This window comes from Polynucleobacter rarus, from assembly GCF_003072505.1.
Taxonomy (GTDB): Bacteria; Pseudomonadota; Gammaproteobacteria; order Burkholderiales; family Burkholderiaceae; genus Polynucleobacter; species Polynucleobacter rarus.
Map to the genome: position 1 here is coordinate 791401 of NZ_NTGB01000001.1, position 18310 is coordinate 809710.

18 protein-coding genes are annotated in these 18310 nt (G+C 40.4%); 13 read left to right on the forward strand and 5 right to left on the reverse strand.

The window, feature by feature from the left end:
* Positions 1-91 precede the first annotated feature (91 nt).
* From AOC35_RS03695 to AOC35_RS03720, 6 genes are read left to right on the forward strand one after another with little or no spacing between them, the layout of a single operon-like run.
* Entirely contained in the window at positions 92-664 is a 573-nt protein-coding gene (locus AOC35_RS03695; RefSeq protein ID WP_108645827.1) for a cupin domain-containing protein, read from the forward strand.
* A 30-nt stretch (positions 665-694) separates the two neighbouring features.
* Positions 695-1762, forward strand: a complete 1068-nt coding sequence (locus AOC35_RS03700; RefSeq protein WP_108645828.1) for an ABC transporter substrate-binding protein — start codon at positions 695-697, stop codon at positions 1760-1762.
* 11 nt (positions 1763-1773) lie between these two features.
* Positions 1774-2607 carry an ABC transporter ATP-binding protein gene (locus AOC35_RS03705; RefSeq protein ID WP_108645829.1) on the forward strand — a complete coding sequence of 278 codons (834 nt, stop codon included), beginning with the start codon at positions 1774-1776 and terminating at the stop codon, positions 2605-2607.
* 1 nt (position 2608) lies between these two features.
* Positions 2609-3397, forward strand: coding sequence for an ABC transporter permease (locus AOC35_RS03710; RefSeq protein WP_108645830.1), 789 nt, complete (start codon positions 2609-2611; stop codon positions 3395-3397).
* A 9-nt stretch (positions 3398-3406) separates the two neighbouring features.
* On the forward strand, positions 3407-3757 hold the full coding sequence (locus AOC35_RS03715; RefSeq protein WP_108645831.1) for a PH domain-containing protein: 351 nt from the start codon (positions 3407-3409) through the stop codon (positions 3755-3757).
* Between the two features lie 27 nt (positions 3758-3784).
* On the forward strand, positions 3785-4546 hold the full coding sequence (locus AOC35_RS03720) for a substrate-binding domain-containing protein (protein ID WP_108645832.1): 762 nt from the start codon (positions 3785-3787) through the stop codon (positions 4544-4546).
* Positions 4547-4549: 3 nt separating this feature from the next.
* Here the strand turns inward: AOC35_RS03720 and AOC35_RS03725 are convergent, their stop codons facing one another.
* A complete protein-coding gene (locus tag AOC35_RS03725) occupies positions 4550-5044 on the reverse strand; it encodes a VOC family protein (RefSeq protein WP_108645833.1) in 495 nt (164 codons plus the stop codon).
* A 208-nt stretch (positions 5045-5252) separates the two neighbouring features.
* On the opposite strand from AOC35_RS03725, the gene AOC35_RS03730 reads away from it, so the two are divergent.
* Genes AOC35_RS03730 through AOC35_RS03740 form a run of 3 tightly spaced genes read left to right on the forward strand, consistent with a single transcriptional unit; the run spans position 5253 to position 8085 of the window.
* A complete protein-coding gene (locus AOC35_RS03730) occupies positions 5253-6287 on the forward strand; it encodes an Ldh family oxidoreductase (RefSeq protein ID WP_108645834.1) in 1035 nt (344 codons plus the stop codon).
* Positions 6288-6316: 29 nt separating this feature from the next.
* The gene (locus AOC35_RS03735) at positions 6317-7306 is read left to right on the forward strand and encodes a Bug family tripartite tricarboxylate transporter substrate binding protein (protein ID WP_159077463.1); all 990 of its coding nucleotides are present in this window, start codon (positions 6317-6319) and stop codon (positions 7304-7306) included.
* A gap of 17 nt (positions 7307-7323) precedes the next feature.
* Positions 7324-8085, forward strand: a complete 762-nt coding sequence (locus AOC35_RS03740) for an MBL fold metallo-hydrolase (RefSeq protein ID WP_108645836.1) — start codon at positions 7324-7326, stop codon at positions 8083-8085.
* Between the two features lie 40 nt (positions 8086-8125).
* Here AOC35_RS03740 and AOC35_RS03745 read toward each other — a convergent pair whose 3' ends face one another.
* Together AOC35_RS03745 and AOC35_RS03750 are read right to left on the reverse strand one after the other, a co-directional pair.
* Positions 8126-9190, reverse strand: a complete 1065-nt coding sequence (locus tag AOC35_RS03745; RefSeq protein ID WP_108645837.1) for an isocitrate/isopropylmalate dehydrogenase family protein — start codon at positions 9188-9190, stop codon at positions 8126-8128.
* A gap of 17 nt (positions 9191-9207) precedes the next feature.
* Positions 9208-10194 carry a Bug family tripartite tricarboxylate transporter substrate binding protein gene (locus AOC35_RS03750; RefSeq protein WP_108645838.1) on the reverse strand — a complete coding sequence of 329 codons (987 nt, stop codon included), beginning with the start codon at positions 10192-10194 and terminating at the stop codon, positions 9208-9210.
* Positions 10195-10341: 147 nt separating this feature from the next.
* Here AOC35_RS03750 and AOC35_RS03755 point away from each other — a divergent pair, with 147 nt between their 5' ends.
* A complete protein-coding gene (locus tag AOC35_RS03755; RefSeq protein WP_245898413.1) occupies positions 10342-11361 on the forward strand; it encodes an alpha/beta hydrolase in 1020 nt (339 codons plus the stop codon).
* Positions 11362-11465: 104 nt separating this feature from the next.
* Positions 11466-12470 carry a Tim44 domain-containing protein gene (locus AOC35_RS03760; protein WP_108645839.1) on the forward strand — a complete coding sequence of 335 codons (1005 nt, stop codon included), beginning with the start codon at positions 11466-11468 and terminating at the stop codon, positions 12468-12470.
* 50 nt (positions 12471-12520) lie between these two features.
* On the opposite strand, the gene AOC35_RS03765 is transcribed toward AOC35_RS03760, so the two are convergent.
* Positions 12521-13159: a flavin reductase family protein gene (locus AOC35_RS03765; protein ID WP_211307469.1), complete on the reverse strand. Its 639-nt coding sequence runs from the start codon at positions 13157-13159 to the stop codon at positions 12521-12523.
* Positions 13160-13213: 54 nt separating this feature from the next.
* Entirely contained in the window at positions 13214-13714 is a 501-nt protein-coding gene (locus AOC35_RS03770; protein WP_108645840.1) for an HPP family protein, read from the reverse strand.
* A 169-nt stretch (positions 13715-13883) separates the two neighbouring features.
* Here AOC35_RS03770 and AOC35_RS03775 point away from each other — a divergent pair, with 169 nt between their 5' ends.
* The gene (locus tag AOC35_RS03775; protein WP_245898414.1) at positions 13884-15113 is read left to right on the forward strand and encodes an efflux RND transporter periplasmic adaptor subunit; all 1230 of its coding nucleotides are present in this window, start codon (positions 13884-13886) and stop codon (positions 15111-15113) included.
* A 20-nt stretch (positions 15114-15133) separates the two neighbouring features.
* Positions 15134-18310: an efflux RND transporter permease subunit gene (locus AOC35_RS03780; RefSeq protein ID WP_108645841.1), complete on the forward strand. Its 3177-nt coding sequence runs from the start codon at positions 15134-15136 to the stop codon at positions 18308-18310.

An 18310-nucleotide genomic window follows, 5' to 3' on the forward strand; every position in this document is an offset into this window, starting at 1 on the left:
AGCATCAGAAATTCTCTTTTTCGTATTTCAACTTGAGAAAATAAAGAATCTATAATCTAATAGACGCAAATCAGACAATAATGGAGACGCAATGGAACACCCAAAAGGATATGTAAGAAGAATAGTCACTGGTCATGATGATCAAGGAAATTCAATCGTGACGGAAGATGGTCCAGCACCTTCTGTGCATACAAACCCTAAACGAGTTGGCTACTATCTTACTAATTTGTGGTTGACCCATGAAATGCCTGTAAAAGTAGACAATGGCACAGACCCAACTTTGGCCCCACTGCAGCTAGAGCCACCTAAAAATGGTTCTGTTGTTCGTATTATTGAGTTCGGACCTGAAGGGGAGTGGACGAAGCAGTTAGATAATTCTGGGGCAAAAGAAGCTTTTGGGGCGATGGGTACCAATAAAGCTTCAACTTATAAAGAGGGCGGTCATCCTCTGATGCATCGTACCGAGTCAGTCGATTACGCTCTAGTTTTAGAGGGCGAGATCCATTTAGTTCTCGATAAAGAAGAGCGTTTGATGCAGCAAGGTGATTTTTTAGTTGAACGAGGCACGAGCCATGCTTGGGCCAATCGTTCAGGTAAGCCTTGCAAAATGCTCTTTGTGTTAATCGATGGTACCTTTGATCCTGAGATTGCCAAACATTTTTAAGCACTTGAATATTGATATAGGAGATTTTGAATGAACCTATCTTTTAAAAAAGAACTACGTATCTTTGCTTTTTCTTTGAGTTTGATTTGCGCTGGTGCTTTTGCACAGAATAGTCCTGTGAATGCCACTTCAAACAAAAATACAGCTAATTTAGAAAAAACCAAAATTAGTATTGCCGTTGGTGGTAAAAACCTGTTTTATTATTTGCCATTAACTATTGCAGAGCGTTTAGGGTATTTTAAAGATGAAGGTTTAGACGTTGAAATCTCTGATTTTCCAGGCGGAGCCAAAGCACTCCAAGCCTTAGTGGGTGGTAGTGCTGATGTGGTTTCTGGTGCTTATGAACATACGATCAATATGCAAGCAAAAGGTCAGATGATTCAAGCATTTGTCTTGCAAGGAAGGGCCCCACAAATTGTGTTGGGTTATTCCACCAAAAATATGCCTAATTATCAATCCATCGCAGACTTAAAAGGAAAGCGGATTGGAGTTACTGCTCCAGGTTCTTCTAGTAATATGATGCTCAATTTTATTTTGGCACAGGGCGGCCTCAAACCTACCGACGTCTCAGTGATTGGCGTTGGTGCAGGGGCCGGTGCGGTTGCTGCATTTAGATCTGGTCAATTAGATGCCATGGCAAATCTGGATCCGGTGATTACCATGCTCACTCAAAAAGGTGAGTTAAAAGTCATCTCAGATACCAGAACTCTCAAGGATACAAAAAAGGTATATGGCGGCAATATGCCTGCTGCAGTTTTATATGCCCCAATTGCCTTTATTGAAAAAAATCCGAATACAACGCAAGCGCTTGCCAATGCGATTGTTCGTTCGTTAAAGTGGCTACAAAACGCAGGTCCCTCTGACATTGTCAAAACTGTTCCAGAAAATTACTTATTAGGTGATCGCGCTTTGTATTTAGATGCATGGGGTGGGGTAAAAGAGGCGATTTCTCCTGACGGGGTGATGCCAAAAGATGGACCCGATACTGCCTATAAAATGTTAATGGGTTTTGAAAAAGATTTAGCTGGTAAAACGATCGATTTATCTAAAACCTTTACGAATACCTTTACTGTTAAGGCAAATCAAAAATTTAAGTAGATTGTAAAATCATGGCTGCACTAGCACTTGAAATTCGGGACATCGCTTGTAAGTTCCCATCTAGCGATGGTAGTGGAGACTTTTACACTGCCATCGAACAAGTGACTTTAGATTTGCAAGCGGACGAATTCGTAGCGATTGTTGGTCCAACTGGGTGTGGTAAATCTACCATCCTTAATGTGGCAGCTGGACTCATTTCTCCCAGTGCTGGTTCTGTAAAAGTATTCGGTAAAAACTTAGATGGTTTGAATACAGACGCTGGCTATATGTTTCAATCGAATACCTTAATGCCATGGCGCAGTGCCTTGCAAAATGTTTGCTTAGGTCTAGAGTACCAAGGTAGATCTAAATTAGATTCCCTCAGCATTGCTAGAGATTGGTTAAAAAGGGTGGGTCTTGGCGGCTTTGAAGATCGTTACCCACATCAACTGTCCGGCGGTATGCAAAAACGTGTTTCTTTAGCTCAGACTTTAGCCCTTGAACCAAAAATTATTTTAATGGATGAACCCTTCTCTGCATTAGACCTACAAACTAGGCAGTTGATGGAAAATGAGGTTCTTGGCTTATGTCAGCCTGCGAAGGATGAGCCAGGAAAAGCAGTTCTTTTTATCACGCATGATCTAGACGAGGCCATTGCGATGAGTGATCGGGTGATAGTTATGTCTGCTGGGCCAGGATCTCGCCCAATTGGTAATTTTTTGATTGACTTACCAAAGCCTAGGGATGTTGCAGAAATTAAAACACATCCAAAGTTTTACGAAATTTATAATCAAATTTGGCAGGTTCTTCGAGACGAAGTATTACGAAGTTATGCCAAACAAAAATTAATGATGGATAAGGCATAACATGATTTTTTCTAAATCGAGCCTACAAATTAAATTTTGGCAATTGTTGATCTTAAGTTCTGTGTTAATCACTTGGCATCTAGCAAGTCGATCTCTCAACGTAGCTTTTTTTATTGGTGAACCACTAATTGTTTTAAGTCGCTTAGTGGATTGGTTATTTATTAACCGAGATGTTTATATCCATCTGGGAGTCACCCTATTAGAAACTTGTTTGGCCTTCTTCATTGGTACGGTTGGAGGCACAGCATGCGGCTTGTTTTTAGGGCTCTCACCAAGAACCAGCATTGTCCTTGATCCTTTCATCAAATCTTTTAATTCCATGCCGAGAGTGATTCTTGCACCGATTTTTTGTGTCTGGTTTGGCCTCGGGATTTGGTCTAAAGTTGCCTTAGCCGTCACCTTGGTTTTCTTCGTAGTCTTTTTTAATGTTTATCAAGGGGTAAAAGAAGTGAGTCCCGCGATACTTTCGAATGCAAAAATGTTAGGTGCAAATCGCTCACAGTTGCTTCGTACTGTTTATTTACCCTCTGCTACGAGTTGGGTTTTTTCTAGCTTACATACCTCAGTTGGCTTAGCGTTCGTTGGGGCAGTGGTTGGTGAGTATTTGGGATCTTCAATGGGGGTTGGTTACCTGATTCTGCAAGCAGAAGGTACTTTTGATATTAATACCGTCTTCGCCGGGATTGTTTTATTGACGGTTTGTGCATTGTCTCTAGATGCCTTGGTGGGTTTTGTGGAAGATAAATTAATGGTGTGGCGTCCTAAAAATGATGACACGCAGAGAATCTAGGGGGCTTCAATGGGAAGTTATATTAATAAAAACCTAATTTCTGGCGAAGAAGTGGTCCTGAGTGCAAAAAATCATTGGGTAAACTTTTTCTCTAGCAACTTTTTGGCCTATCTTCTGAATTCAAATGAATACGCCATTACGAACAAACGCATTATTGCCAAGGAAGGGATTATCTCGCGCAGAATTGTTGAAATCAACCTCTCCAAAATCGAATCTGTGAATGTTGATCAAGGCATCATCGGTCGCATTTTAGGCTTTGGTTCTTTTACCATCATTGGCACGGGTGGCACCCGGGAGACTTTTCTGCAAATAGAAAATCCAGTGAAAATTAAACGTACCTTTCAAGAGTTAGTCAGTTGATTTTAATTAAACCAAGGAGACAGCAAAATGAGATTCAGTAACAATGTATTCATACGCGGATTATTATGGTTTGCGATTGTTCTATCGTTTTCCCCAAGAGCTGAAAATTTAGCCATCTTAAGTGCTGGTGCGGTTGAACCAGGCTTAGTGAAGGTCGTCGAAGATTTTGAAAAAAAGTCAGGTCACAAGGTCACTATCCAGTTTGGAACATCACCACAGTTATCTCAAAAACTGGCTAATCAATTTTTTGCAGATGTATTAGTTACTCCAGTTAGTGTGATGCAAGATCAGATCAATGCAGGGAAAATCGTTCAACCAGTTCCTAAATTGATCGGTAAAGTTGGTGCTGGCATCACGGTTCGAAATGAGTTAATGAATCCTAAAGTTGCGACTGTTGAAGAGTTTAAAGAGGCACTCATTCAAGCGGATTCTTTAGTTTATAACTCTGCTTCAACTGGTCTTTACCTGGATAAACTTTTTGAAAAAATGGGCATTGCGGAGCAGTTAAAGTCTAAAACGAAGAAATTTGCCAACGGAGATATGGTTCTCACGCACATTATCAATGGTAAAGGAAGAGAGATTGGGTTCGGCGCAATCCCTGAAATTAAAATGTATGAATCCAAAGGACTGCGTTTAGTTGGACCATTACCCGCAGATATTCAAAACTATACGAGTTATGTGGGCGCGGTAATGAAAGGCTCTAATAATGAAAAGATCGCTATAGAATTATTAACCTACATTACTCAAGAGAGCAATCGACATTTTTTCAAGGATGCTGGTATCGAATAGGTATTATTCGGTTGCATTCTCTCCAGTACTTGTCCAACTGGCAAGCCTTTTTGCATTGAGTGCTTCTTGAGCAGAAAAATTGAGTTCTACCTTGATCCCATTGATGGGCTCGCGCATAAATAATTGATAAAGATTCGAGTTATGCGCCTTACGTTCACTAAATTCGACTTTATTTTTATTTAAGCGATCGATGAACTCCAAAATTCCATCGCAATTAAAGCAAACATGGTCGATTCTTCCCGATCCTAAAGAGTCAGGTCTTGAACTCTCAACATCTGGTGTATCACTTGGGGTACTTAAATAAATATTTTGATGTTCCGAGTGTTGGGCTTTGCCAATGTGCACCACATCTTGATCACCAATATACAACCAATAAACGGGAAACCCAAACTCAGGGTGGTAGCCACTAACAAACCCTAGGTTGTTACAAAACCAATCTCGGGTACCCTCTGGATCGTGGGTAAGAATCAAGATGTGCTCCATAAATCGCAGTCCCATTTTATCTCCTCATTGTTAGGCCATCCACTATGGCTGAATAGTGTTCTCTTTCTGTAACTATCCAAAGCGTATTAGTTGATAGAGTGCCTCATTGTTAATTTGTTAGAATACCTAACGATACTACATTGATTAAAAAAAAATCAAGTCAATTATCTGTTGCGTCATTTATCTATTATTCAACCAAAGATTTACTAAAAGAAAATTTCCCATGTCCAGCAATACTCAAATCATTTCAGAATCAAAACTCACAGAACTTGGCATTAAAGCATTTTCTGCATTAGGTTTATCAACTGAGGACGCTACTCAAATTGTAAAAGTTCTAGTTATGGCTGATTTATTTGGATTATCAACGCATGGTCTGAGTCGAATTGAGTCCTATGGAGAGCGTTTATTAGTTAACGGAATCAATCCTAAGGCGAATATTACAAAAGAGCGAGTTGCACCTGCGATGGTTAAGATTGATGGCGATAACGGGGTCGGACCTTTAGTTGGTATGCACGCCTTAGATGCTGCCATGGAAGTCGCCTCTGAATGCGGCATTGGCATTGCTTTAGCACGCGGTAGTAATCATTTTGGGCCAATTTCCCCATACTCTTACATCGCGTCACAACAGGGTTTTGCCAGTATGATTGGCAGTAATGCAACGACGACGATTGCCCCTTGGGGTGGATCGGATGCTAGATTAGGTAATAGTCCTCTCGGCTTTGGGGTGCCCAATCCTGGTGGGAATCCCTTCCTTTTGGATATGGCGATGAGCGTGGTAGCAAGAGCGAAAATTCGTAATGCTTTCAAAGCAGGTCAATCTATTCCGAATACTTGGGGAACGGATGCGAGTGGTGTTCCAACCACAGATCCTAAATCCGCATTAGACGGCTTCTTGTTACCGATCGGCGGGCATAAGGGTTATGGTCTTGCCTTAATGGTGGATTTGTTTGCTGGACTTTTATCGAACGCCGCCTACTTGACCCATGTGAAGTCATGGCAAGATGCGCCAGATGAACCACAAAACCTCGGGCATTTCTTCATTCTATTAGATACAAAACGCTTAGGCTCTACAGAGTGGTTGGCGAATCGAATGAATGACTTTGCCCAAATCTTAACGGATAGTCCAGCCTCTAATCCTAATCAACCCGTAATAGTACCTGGCACGATTGAACTCAATAAAATGGCTAAACAACAAGCTAACGGTATTGAAATCAGCAATGAGACGATTGCGCTTCTTGAGTCCCACGCCAACAAATAAGTGTATTACTAATGAAGGATTACCCGCCCATGAATAACATTCTTAAGCAATACTCCAAATTCCTTGTTGTTAGCGCTTTGAGTTTTTCTTTAATCAGTTTAAGTCATGCTCAAAAAACCTACCCTGAGAAGCCAATTAAAATGGTTGTCCCTTATGTAGCAGGGGGTGCCGCTGATATAACAGCTAGGCTCATCGCACAAAGTATGACAGAAAGTATGGGGCAATCTGTCATCGTAGAAAATCGACCTGGTGCAAATGGAGTAATTGGCACTGAGCTGGTGGCTAAGATGCCTGCGGATGGATATAACTTGCTCTTTACTGCAAGTGGCCCACTTGTCGTTAATCCAGTAATGCCAAAAAAATTAAATTACGATCCGGTTAAAGACTTTATTCCAATTAGTGCCGCGATTACTTATCAATATGCTGTAGTAGTAATAGCTTCATCTCCACTACAAAGTGTTGGCGAAATCGTTAATTTAGCTAAACAAAAACCCAAAGAGGTCAGTTATGGCTCGACTGGAATTGGTGGTGGTGGGCATCTTGCTGGGGAGTTACTCGCTTTAACTGCCGATGTAGAAATGACCCATGTACCTTACAAAGGCGCAGCCCCTGCGCTGGCTGACTTATTAGGTGGCCATTTAACTTTTACCTTTGAGCCCTTAGTTACAGCTGTACCATTGATTAAAGCTGGAAAACTGAGACCCTTTGCAGTGTCTTCTGCTACTAGAAGTAAAGCGATCCCGAATGTGCCAACAATGAACGAACTTGGTTACAAAGGTTTTAATATTTCTCAATTTCAAGGACTTTTAGCTCCAGCCGGAACGGATCCTTTAATTATTAAACGCCTAAACGAGGAAGTAGTGAAGGCTTTAAAAGTTCCTTCAACTGTAAAGCGTTTGGTAGATGATGGTGGTAACGAAATTATTGCAAGCTCTCCTACTGAATTTGCCAATCAAATTCAGTCAGAATTAAAAATGTATAGTAAGTTGATTCAGGCAGCACATATTCAATCAGAATAAATATAAAGGGACTTTACATGAGTAATTATCAAGTAGATGTATTGATTCAAGGCTTTCCAGGACGCTCTGTTTGTCATGGTGGTTTAGGTTGGAGTTCCGTGAGTTTAATTCGCGGACATGGCCGCACCATTTTGTTAGATGTTGGTGCCTTTGGTATGCGTAAACCACTTGAGAAAAGCCTTAAAAGTCACGGATTATCTGCGCTTGATATCACCGATGTGATATTGACCCATGCCCATTATGATCATGCCGTCAATTTTGTCTTATTCCCCAATGCCACTGTTTGGATTGGACAAGTTGAAATCGACTGGGCAGCAGCCCAAAAGCCTGGATTTAATCCCTTACCAGAGTTGTATGTAAAAGAATTATCGAGTTCTGCAAAAGTCAAAAAAGTACAGCATCAAGAAGAGTTCATTCCGGGTATAACTGCTTTTGAAGTTCCAGGTCATACCCCAGGACACCTACTTTTTGTATTAGACAATGGCGCAACTAATATTTTATTTACTGGAGATTCCGCTAAAAACAAAGCAGAGTTAATTTGTAGGAAGGTCATAGATACGGAAGATCCAGCAGAAAGTGCAGCTTCCATTGAATTGATTTGGCAAAAGTGGCTAGAAAAACCAGGTAGCCTTCTGATTCCGGGTCATGATGTAACGATGGTTTTGGATGAAAATCAACATCCAGTTCACGTTGGCACCCGCACTGCCGGCATCTATGCTTGGTTTACCGAAAACATCGAACATTCCGATGTCTTCGATTTAAGTAAATTGCCGTCTTAAAGTCATTTACTTGATAGTACAACTGAAACTACTGACTGAATTAAGCAGCCAGTAGTATTTTTTTGACGATTGCTTGACCTGTCGCGCTAGTTCCCAAATTACCACCAATATCTTTAGTGGTCTCTCGGGCATCAATTGCTTCTTCAATTGCTTTTTCAAGTGCTTGGGCTGCCAAAACATAGTTGTTTAACTGCTTACGCGCCCCAAACCAGTTCAGTAGCATGGCAGCTGAAGTCATCAGAGAAAAAGGATTAGCAATATCCTTCCCAGCAATATCTGGAGCAGAGCCATGGGCTGCTTGTCCCATCGCAAAATGATCACCCGCATTTAATGAACCACCTAGACCAAGACTGCCAGAAAGTTCAGCAGTAAGGTCAGACAAAATATCACCAAACATATTCGTGGTGACAATCGTGTCAAATTTTCCTGGGTCTCTAGCAACTAAGGCCATCATCGCATCGACGATAAAGTCATCAATCTTTACCTCTGGATAAGCTTTGCCGACTTCATGACAAATATCAATAAACATCCCATCAGCAATTTGCAATACATTGGCTTTGTGCACAATCGTGACATGTTTTTTTCTGGTCATCGCGAGTTCAAAAGCACTTTTAGCAATTCGCTCACAACAGACTCGCGTAATCCGTCTTAATGAGATCACAACATCCTTCGTGACCAAGATTTCACTGTTACCTGATTCTACGTTTCGGTCAGCGTAAAAACCTTCGGTGTTTTCTCTGACCACCACAAGATCAAACGGATCCATTCTTGTTGGTACATTAGGAAATGTTTTGGCCGGTCGAATATTGGCGTATAAATCTAAATTAATACGAAAGTATTTTGAAGGGTTGATTTCGCCTTTCGATTCATCCTTAAATTCATAGGTGGACATGGGCCCAAGCATAAGCCCATCAGAAGCTTTGACTAACTCTAATAATCCTGGAGCAATGGTAGTACCATGCTTCGCTAAGCTTTCTTTACCTGCAATAGCATGTTCTATTTTTAAATCCAAGTTAAAACGTTGATCAAGTGCATTTAAAACGTCCAGGGTTACTGCCATTGTTTCCGGTCCAATACCATCACCGGGGATTACTACTAGTTTCATAATTACTTTCTTTAGGTTTATTCTGATTTGAGATCGATGGACTTCACCGTTTTGGCATACTTAGTAAATTCATTCTTTAAAAAGTCATTAAATTCTTTTCTTGAGTTCGCTTTGATTAAGACGCCATCCTTCTCTAATGCTTTAGAAAAATTTGGATCTTCTAAGATGCTATTAATTTCTTTATTGAGATAATTGAGAACCTCTTCAGGGGTACCGTTGGGTGCAAAAACACCACCCCACAAGGTAAAACTAAAATCTTTGAACCCTTCCTCAGAAACTGTGCGTACCTCAGGTAATGCGTTTGTTCTTTTAGGAGAGGAAACTGCCAGTGCTTTTAACTTTTTACTCTCCACAAGTTGAAGAATAGAAGGTGTGCTGGAGAAAAACATGTCAACATGACCGCCCAAAACATCTGCCGTTGCCGGACCAGCTCCTTTATAGGGGGCATGAATCATTTCAATACCTGCGGCTTGGGTAAATGCCGCGGCAGCTAAATGGCCCGGAGTGGCGGTACCAGATGACGCATAAACTAATTTATCGGGATTAGACTTCGCTTTTTTAATGAGATCACTGACGGAGTTAGTACTAGCATTTCCTGCGACAACGAGGGTTAAAGGGACCTCGCCAATCAGAGCAATGGGTTTTAGATCACGCATTGAGTCATATCCTAGCTCTTTGGATACAAAGGTGTTAATGACGATTTCTCCTGTTTGACCTAATAACAGGGTGTAGCCATCCGGTTTAGCCTTTGTAACGTAGCGAGTCCCTAAGGCACCAGTCGCGCCTGGTTTATTTTCTACAACAAAGTTTTGTTTTGTTTTTAAAGTCAGTTGCTCAGCAATTTGTCTAGCTAACATATCACCTAAACCACCCGGTGCGTAGGTAACGACAAGGGTAACTGGCTTATTGGGGTAAGCGCTTTGTGCCTGGACGCTGTTGAAAAGAGGGAAAAAAACTAAGCATATTTTCAGCAATTCCAAAAGCAATAAATGTGGTTTTAACATTTTTCCCCCGATTAATTTATTTAATTTCTATGTTGTATTTTAACCATTTAGCATAACGAGACTTTTTTTGTGTAATATCTGTTGAAGAATTATTATTAAAGCAATTTACAGACAACACTATTCAAATTTATTAGGGGAAGAATTTATATGGAATCATCACGTCGTCAATTATTATTAGCATCTTCAATGGCTTTAGGAGGCGCTTTGGTTTCAGGACAATCAGTCTATGCCCAAACCAATGCTACAAACAACAAAGGTCAAGTTTCAGGAAAATCCTATTGGATTAACAAGCCAGTAGATGGGGGAACCGTCAAATTACACTTATGGCGTAAAAAACCAAATAAAGTCACCCGTGGCATTATTTTATTCGTCCACGGTTCATCTATGGCGGGTACTCCGACCTTTGATCTTTATATTCCTGGAAAGCCTGAATATTCAGCCATGGATTATTTTGCAGGTTTGGGATATGACACTTGGTGTATTGATAACGAAGGTTACGGTAGATCAGATAAATCCCGAAATATTAACTTCAATGTGAAGAACGGCTCAGAGGATTTGCAGGTTGTGGTTGACGCAATACTCCAAGAAACAAAAGCAAAACAGATTTTTGGCTACGGTATCAGTTCAGGATCCCTCAAGTTAGCGATGTTCGCCCAAAATAATCCTGGAAAAATATCTCGTATTGCGCTAGATGCATTTGTTTGGACTGGGAAAGATAGTCCCACCTTAACTGAGCGTAAAAAACGTATTGCCCAATGGCAGAATTTAAACCGCAGACCAGTTGATCAAGCTATGATAGGTAGTGTATTCACTAGAGATCACCCTGGTACTGCTGATCAATCAATCGTTGATGCCTTTGCCAAGGCCGTGACTGATTTGGACGACACGATGCCTACCGGCACTTATTTGGATATGTCGATTAATTTACCCTTAATTGACCCTTTAAAATTGAATTTACCAGTCCTGATGATGCGAGGTCAATATGATGGCATCGCAAGTTTTGGCGATTTAATTGAGTTTTTTGCCCAATTACCCCATCCAGATAAACATTTTAGTGTGATGCAGGGCATTGCTCATGCCAGTTTTCAGGAAAAGAACGTCATGATTCCGTATCATATTTTGGATAGCTTTTATACAATGCCAAAGCCGGTTTACACCGGGGAGTAATGCTTATATCCTTTACTACTAATGGGGTTATTTTGAGATCTAAAGACAAAATAGCTAAATTAGTATTTAATAGAACTTATCTTAATAAACATAGGTGAAATTGAATGGTGAATTTTAAGTTGTTGAATAAGTTAGTGATCAGTCTTTTGGCTTTAGCAATGCTAACCTGTAATGTTGCGTATGCAAAAAAAATGGGAAGCGGTAAAAGCATGGGGAGGCAATCTAGCACTGTAACCAACAATCAAAATAGCCTCCCCCCCAAGCCTAATGCAACTCCTGTCGGACAAAATACGTCTCCAGCTGCTAAGCCTAATACCGCTCCAGCCAATACCCCAGCTCCGGCTGCCCAACCTAGTCGCTTTGGCGGCATGGGTGGTATTTTGGGCGGAGTTGCTGCTGGTATTGGTTTGAGCTACCTGTTTTCTCATATGGGCATGGGTGGCATGGGGGGTATGGGCGATGGACTAGCTTCGATGCTGTCCGGTATTTTAATGATCGCTGTTGTTGGATTTTTGGTGATGTTTTTGATTCGTCGCTTTAGCTCAAAGACGAATATGGCTTATGCACCTGCAACTCCTGGAATATTTAATAATGCCAATGTTGAACCTAATCTCAATAGAGGTTGGAACTCAACTAGTCCATCGATTAACCAAGAACCGCAGTTCAAAAGTTTAAATTTAGCCACTCCCGTTCTTGAGTCTGTTGGGAATGGATCAAATCAATCTGATATTTCTCCATCGAATATGTCAGACAAAGACTCTTTTTTGCAAAATGCTAAGGCCTTATTTATTCAACTTCAAGAAGCATCTGACCAACAAAACTTAGATAAGCTAAAAGAATATACAACTCCAGAACTATTTGAGTTATTACGGCAAGATATGCTCTCTAGAGTTTCAGCCTTCAGTTTTACGCAAGTTTTAACCCTTGCGGCAGATTTAATTGCAGTTGAGGAAGATGGCAAAGAATATTTGGCGAGTACGCGTTTCTCAGGCTCTCTAAGAGAAGAAAAAGATGGTCCGATTTCTGAATTCCAAGAAGTTTGGAATTGGGTCAAGCCAATACAAGGTAACACAGGGTGGTTATTGTGTGGGATTCAACAAATTAATTAAAAATTAATTGCGATGTTTTAACTTAAAGGACTAAGTTTACTTAGTCCTTTTTATCTTGGGCGATATAGTTTGAAAAGTTGATCAGCGCCAACAGTGAAGTAATCAGCAGGTCCGCCACCACGCATTACATGCTGCATACTTGCCGTGTCGTATAAGCCTTCTTTTAAGGCACTCTGTAAAATATGAACGGCAATTACATGGCCAATTACAAACCAAGATTCCAGCGCGGATTCATCAGTATTTTTTAATTGAATAATTTCTGACAGTTTGCACTCAAAAGAGACTGGGCTCGCTAAAACACGAGGCGCATTAATGAGTCTAGAAGGAGTTGGGGTCAGGTTGGCTAACTCGAATTCATCAACCTCAGGTGGCACACTCGCACAGCTAATATTCATCGCCTCTACTAGTGGCTTAGTGACTAAATTCCAGGTAAATTCACCTGTTTGCTCAATATTTCTTAAAGAATCTTTATAACCCGTACTCGTAAAGCCTATCATTGGTGGGTCAGAGTTAATGGCATTAAAAAAACTATAAGGAGCTAAATTTTTGACGCCGTCCAAACTGATACTACCAATCCAGCCGATTGGTCTGGGTGCAACAATGGCTTTAAAAGGATCATGTGGTAATCCATGTCCTTTATGAGGTTCGTAAAAATAAAAAGCATCTTGCACAATCTTCTCCTCAAGCATTTGAATCTCCGGTGCATTCTAGAATTCGTTAATCTCGATTATTCTAACTTGATTTCAATGTTTGATGCCCCAATCACGTGCTCTGGGTGAGGGAGAAAACCAATGCGTAGGATAAGTTGTTTTACTTTTCATTACTCGAGTCAGCACCGCGGTAATAATGACTAAACTTAATGTTCCTAGCAAAATAGTTGAAATGAGAATAAAAAAACTTGCATGAGCATGAATCATAATTACTGTATTGGCGGCAGCAGGTGGATGAAACGTTCTAGTCGCTAGCATTAAAAAAATCCCCAAAGATAACGAAATTGCCAATACCCACCAAGCATCCCCAAAAAAATGAAATAAGCTAATCCCCACAATGGCACAAATTAAGTGACCACCAATTAATGCCCTAGGCTGAGCAACTGAGTGATTAGAGGCGGTGAATAAAAGTGCTGTAGAACTAGCAAAGGATGCTAACCAAATGTGATTATCCGTTAGGTTTACTAAATAAAAAACCAAGCTGATTGTAATAAAACTACCAAAAAGAACAATAGAAAATTTCTTAAGATGCATTCAATTTAACTCTGATATTCCCGTATTGTCGGCCAACCAATTTTGATCAGCAATTTATTAAATGTATCACTAAACTAAGATATCATCTTAAATTAGCTATTTATAGCTTTTAAAGTAATTTTCAACGCATTAAAAAGATATTTAACCTTAAAGATCAATTGGCACAGAAATGACTGAATTAAAAAATAAATCGTCTGATTTACAGAGTACAAATCGAGATCAATTGGTCTCAAAGATGAAAGAAAACAAGAAATATATTTTGATTCTTGTAGGAGTCTTAATCCTAGCGGCAATCTTCTTGTTTACAGATTTTAAAAAGAATGATGTTATTGAAGTGCCTGTTGCCTCTCCTGAAAATACCTTGAAAATTTCTGAAGAGCAAGCGAAGCAAATTAAGTGGGGTCCAGTCAAAACATACGATTTTCAAGAAAGAAAAGAAGCGGTTGGAATTATTGACTTCGATAGAAATAAGACTGCTGAAATTTACTCAACTTACCAAGGTCGGATCAATCGTGTATTGGTCAATGCCAGTGAAGATGTTAAAAAAGGCCAAGTCTTGTACACTGTTGTTTCTCCCGATGCCGCGCAAGCATCAGCCAGCCTCCTTTCAACTGCTGGAGTTCTCAGAACTTCGAATGAAACACTGAAAAGAGCAAAAGAGTTATATGAATTTAAAAGTATTTCTCTAAAAGAGTTAGAACTCAATGTGTCAGATCAACAAACTGCTGAGGCAAATTTTATTGCCGCAAAAAAAACTATGTATTTATTTGGTTTCACTGATACAGAAATTGAAGAAATTGTGAAAGGTCGTAAGGTTGATGTTGAACTGAATATTCGTAGCCCTATCAACGGTAGAGTCATTACTAAAAACGCAACTCCTGGTCAATTAGTTCAACCAGGCGTGGCACCAGCTCCTTTTGTCATATCAGATATCAATAAACTCTGGATGGTAGCAAATGTCCCAGAGTCAGAGGTGCCATATTATCGAATTGGTCAAAATGTCATTGTGAATGTACAAGCTTACAAGGATCGCCTATTTCCCGGAAAAATTGTATATGTTGCAGACTCCGTAGATCCCGTTACCCGCAGACTTACAATTTACGCAGCTCTGGATGATAAAGACCATGAGTTAAAACCCCAAATGCTGGCTGGATTTACAATTGAATTAACCAAACCTGAAACTTGGCCAGCTGTTCCACTGGAGGCCTTAGTGAGAGAAAGCAATGGTCTTCGTTCAGTCTGGGTTACGAACAACGGCACAGACTTCAAAAGAAGGTTAGTGCGAATTGGTATTTTACAAGCGGACTTAGTGCAAATACTCGATGGTTTAGAACCAGGTGAAACGATAGCTTTAAATAAAGCTTTGTTTTTAAGCAATTTATATAGCGTGACACACTAAACTTACTAAGAAATCACGAAATGTTTAAACCAATACTTTACTTTGTCCTAACGCGTCGCCCGATTGTCCTATTGTGTTTGATGGCTTTCATTGTGGCAGGACTGATTGCCTTCATGAAACTCAATGTGGAGGCATATCCAAACCCTGCACCCGTCATTATTGAAATTACTGCGCAGTCACCTGGCTCATCTTCAGAGGAGATGGAACGGTATTACACAAGACCTATAGAAATTGGCCTTGCTACTACTCCAGGGGTAGACATAATTCGTTCTACCTCTTTCGCTGGATTGTCTTTCGTGAGGGTTACTTTTAATTACGGCGTAGATTATTTCTTTGCTTTGACTCAAGTTGCTAATGGTTTATCTCAAAATGTAAATTTACCGAATGGGGTCCAACCTCAGATTCAAGCGTCGAGTTTAGTTGGTGAGATTTTTAGATATCAACTCAAAGGACCGCCAACTTATAGCCTTACTGATTTAAGAACAATTCAAGATTGGGTTGTTATCAAGCGACTTTTGACAACCCCTGGAATTGTTCAAGTTGTTGCTTGGGGAGGAACAACCAAGGAATACCATGTAGAAGTTCATCCCAAAAGACTTGAGGGGTATGGCATTACACTGCAACAACTACTCTCGACAATTGGTAATTCCAACTCGAATGTGGGTGGTCGAACCGTTAGTGTAGGTGATCAGTCCATTAATATTCGTGGAGTTGGCCTGGTACAAAATATTGAAGATATCGAACAAATAGTTTTAACTCAACAAAATGGTCTCGCCATTAGAGTGAAAGATGTTGCTGATGTTACAGAAGGTTTCGTACCAAGGCTTGGAGAAGCAGGTAGAGATGCCCAAAATGATGTAGTAACAGGCGTCATCATCATGAACCGAACTCTCCAAACTAAACAAGTTATTGAACGAGCCGAAGAGGCGATTAAAAAGATCAACTCTGATGGTTCCTTGCCACATGGTGTAAAAGTGGAGCCTTACTACGATCGATCAACCTTGATTGGTGTAACCACTCATACAGTTATTCATAACTTAATTTTTGGTTGTCTCTTAGTATTTTTTATCCAATGGGTATTCTTGGGCGATTTAAGAAGTGCTGTGATCGTCAGTATGAATATTCCATTCGCATTATTTTTCAGCATTATTATCCTCACAATGACGGGGGAATCTGCCAACCTCTTATCCCTAGGGGCGGTCGATTTCGGCATCATTGTCGATTCGGCAGTTATTTTAGTTGAAAATATTTTCAGAAATTTTCAGCAGTCACCTGAAGATCGAGCTCGAACATTACGAAAAATGGCTTTCGGACCCGATGGGCTATTAACTGATCCTTCTAAAGGCTGGACTGCAAGATTAAGATTAATTTTCTTAAGTTCAACTCAGGTAGATACATCTGTTTTATTTTCAACTGCCATTACGATTGCAGCGTTTTTACCGCTATTCACGATGCAGGGTGTTGAGGGGCAAATTTTTGGTCCGATGGCAAGAACCTATGGTTACGCTTTGGCTGGAGCATTGATTGCAACATTCACGATTACCCCAGTTCTCGCATCACTGTTATTACCTCGTAGGGTAAAGGAAACCGAGACCTTTATTGTTGAAGCAATCCGAAAATTCTACACCCCTAAGTTAAATTGGGCTTTAGAAAATACTAAAGTTGTGATAATAAGTTCAATTGTTTGCTTATTTTTAGGTTTCTTAATGCTTTCTCGTTTGGGTAGTGAGTTTTTACCTGCCTTGGAAGAAGGGAATTTATGGATACGAGCATCATTGCCCCCAACTATTTCGCTTGAAGCAGGAACTGCGAGCGTCAATCGAATGAGGGAACTGATCAAAAGTCATCCTGAAGTAGTAACAGTCGTTTCGCAACATGGTCGACCTGATGATGGCAGTGACGCTGCAGGTTTTAATAACATTGAGCTCTTTGCACCACTCAAACCATTTGATGAATGGAAAGATGGAATGACTAAGGAAAAGTTAGTCGCAGGCTTGCAAAAAGATTTTGAAAACGAATTTCCTGGTGTGACTACTAATTTTTCTCAGTATATTCAGGATAACGTTCAAGAGGGTTTATCCGGGGTTAAAGGGGCAAACTCGGTTAAGATTATTGGTCCTGATCTTGTGAAACTAGAAGAGCTTGCAAATCAAGTGAAGCATGTCATGGAGGGAATTCCAGGGGTTAGTGATTTAGGCATTTTCTACATTCTTGGACAACCCAATTTGAATATCATCATTGATCGTGAAAAGGCTGCACGCTATGGCTTAAACACTGGCGATGTTAATACAGTTATTCAAGCGGCCTTTGCTGGCACTGTAGCAACAACAGTGCTTGAAGGTGACAAGAAGTTTGATTTGACTGTTCGTTTAAAGAAAGAAGGCCGGGATAGTATTGAGGATGTGAGAAGACTTAGAATTGGCTATACCACTTCAAGCGGTACTGTGGCTTACATTCCACTAGAAGATATTTCAAATATAACTTTGGATACCGGAGCTAGCTACATTTACCATGAAAAGAACGAGCGTTATATACCTGTCAAGTTCAGTACTAGAGGGCGTGATTTAGGTTCTACAGTATTAGAAATTCAAGAAAAAATTGGTTCTCAAATTATCTTACCTGAGGGCTACCGAATTTCTTATGCAGGTGAATTTGAGGAGTTACAAGCTGCCCAGGAACGACTTGCAATCATTGTGCCACTCGCATTGTTATTGATCTTTGCTCTTCTTTATGCCCTGTTTAATAACGTCTTGGATTGCTTATTGACAGTCTCAGGAGTGCCTTTTGCAATGTTGGGCGGTGTAATAGCTTTATATCTCTCAGGTCAAACCGCTAGTATCTCTGCAATTATTGGATTCATTTCCTTGCTTGGGGTATCGGTAATGAACGGAATTTTAGTTCAAACCTACTATCGGGAATTAATCCATTCAGGTAGAACCATTTCGCAAGCAATTTTAGAAGCTCATGAACACCGGATGAGGCCATTATTAATGACTGCGCTATCCGCTGCAATTGGGTTATTTCCTGCTGCTGTTTCTAATGGTATTGGTAGTCAAGTTCAAAAGCCTTTAGCCACCGTCGTAGTGGGGGGGATGATTATTGGTCCAATTTTCTTATTGATTGTGGTTCCAGCTATTTATACAGAGGTATTAAAACGAGTTAAGCCAAAGAAACGTCGTAAAGGTTTGGGAGGATAA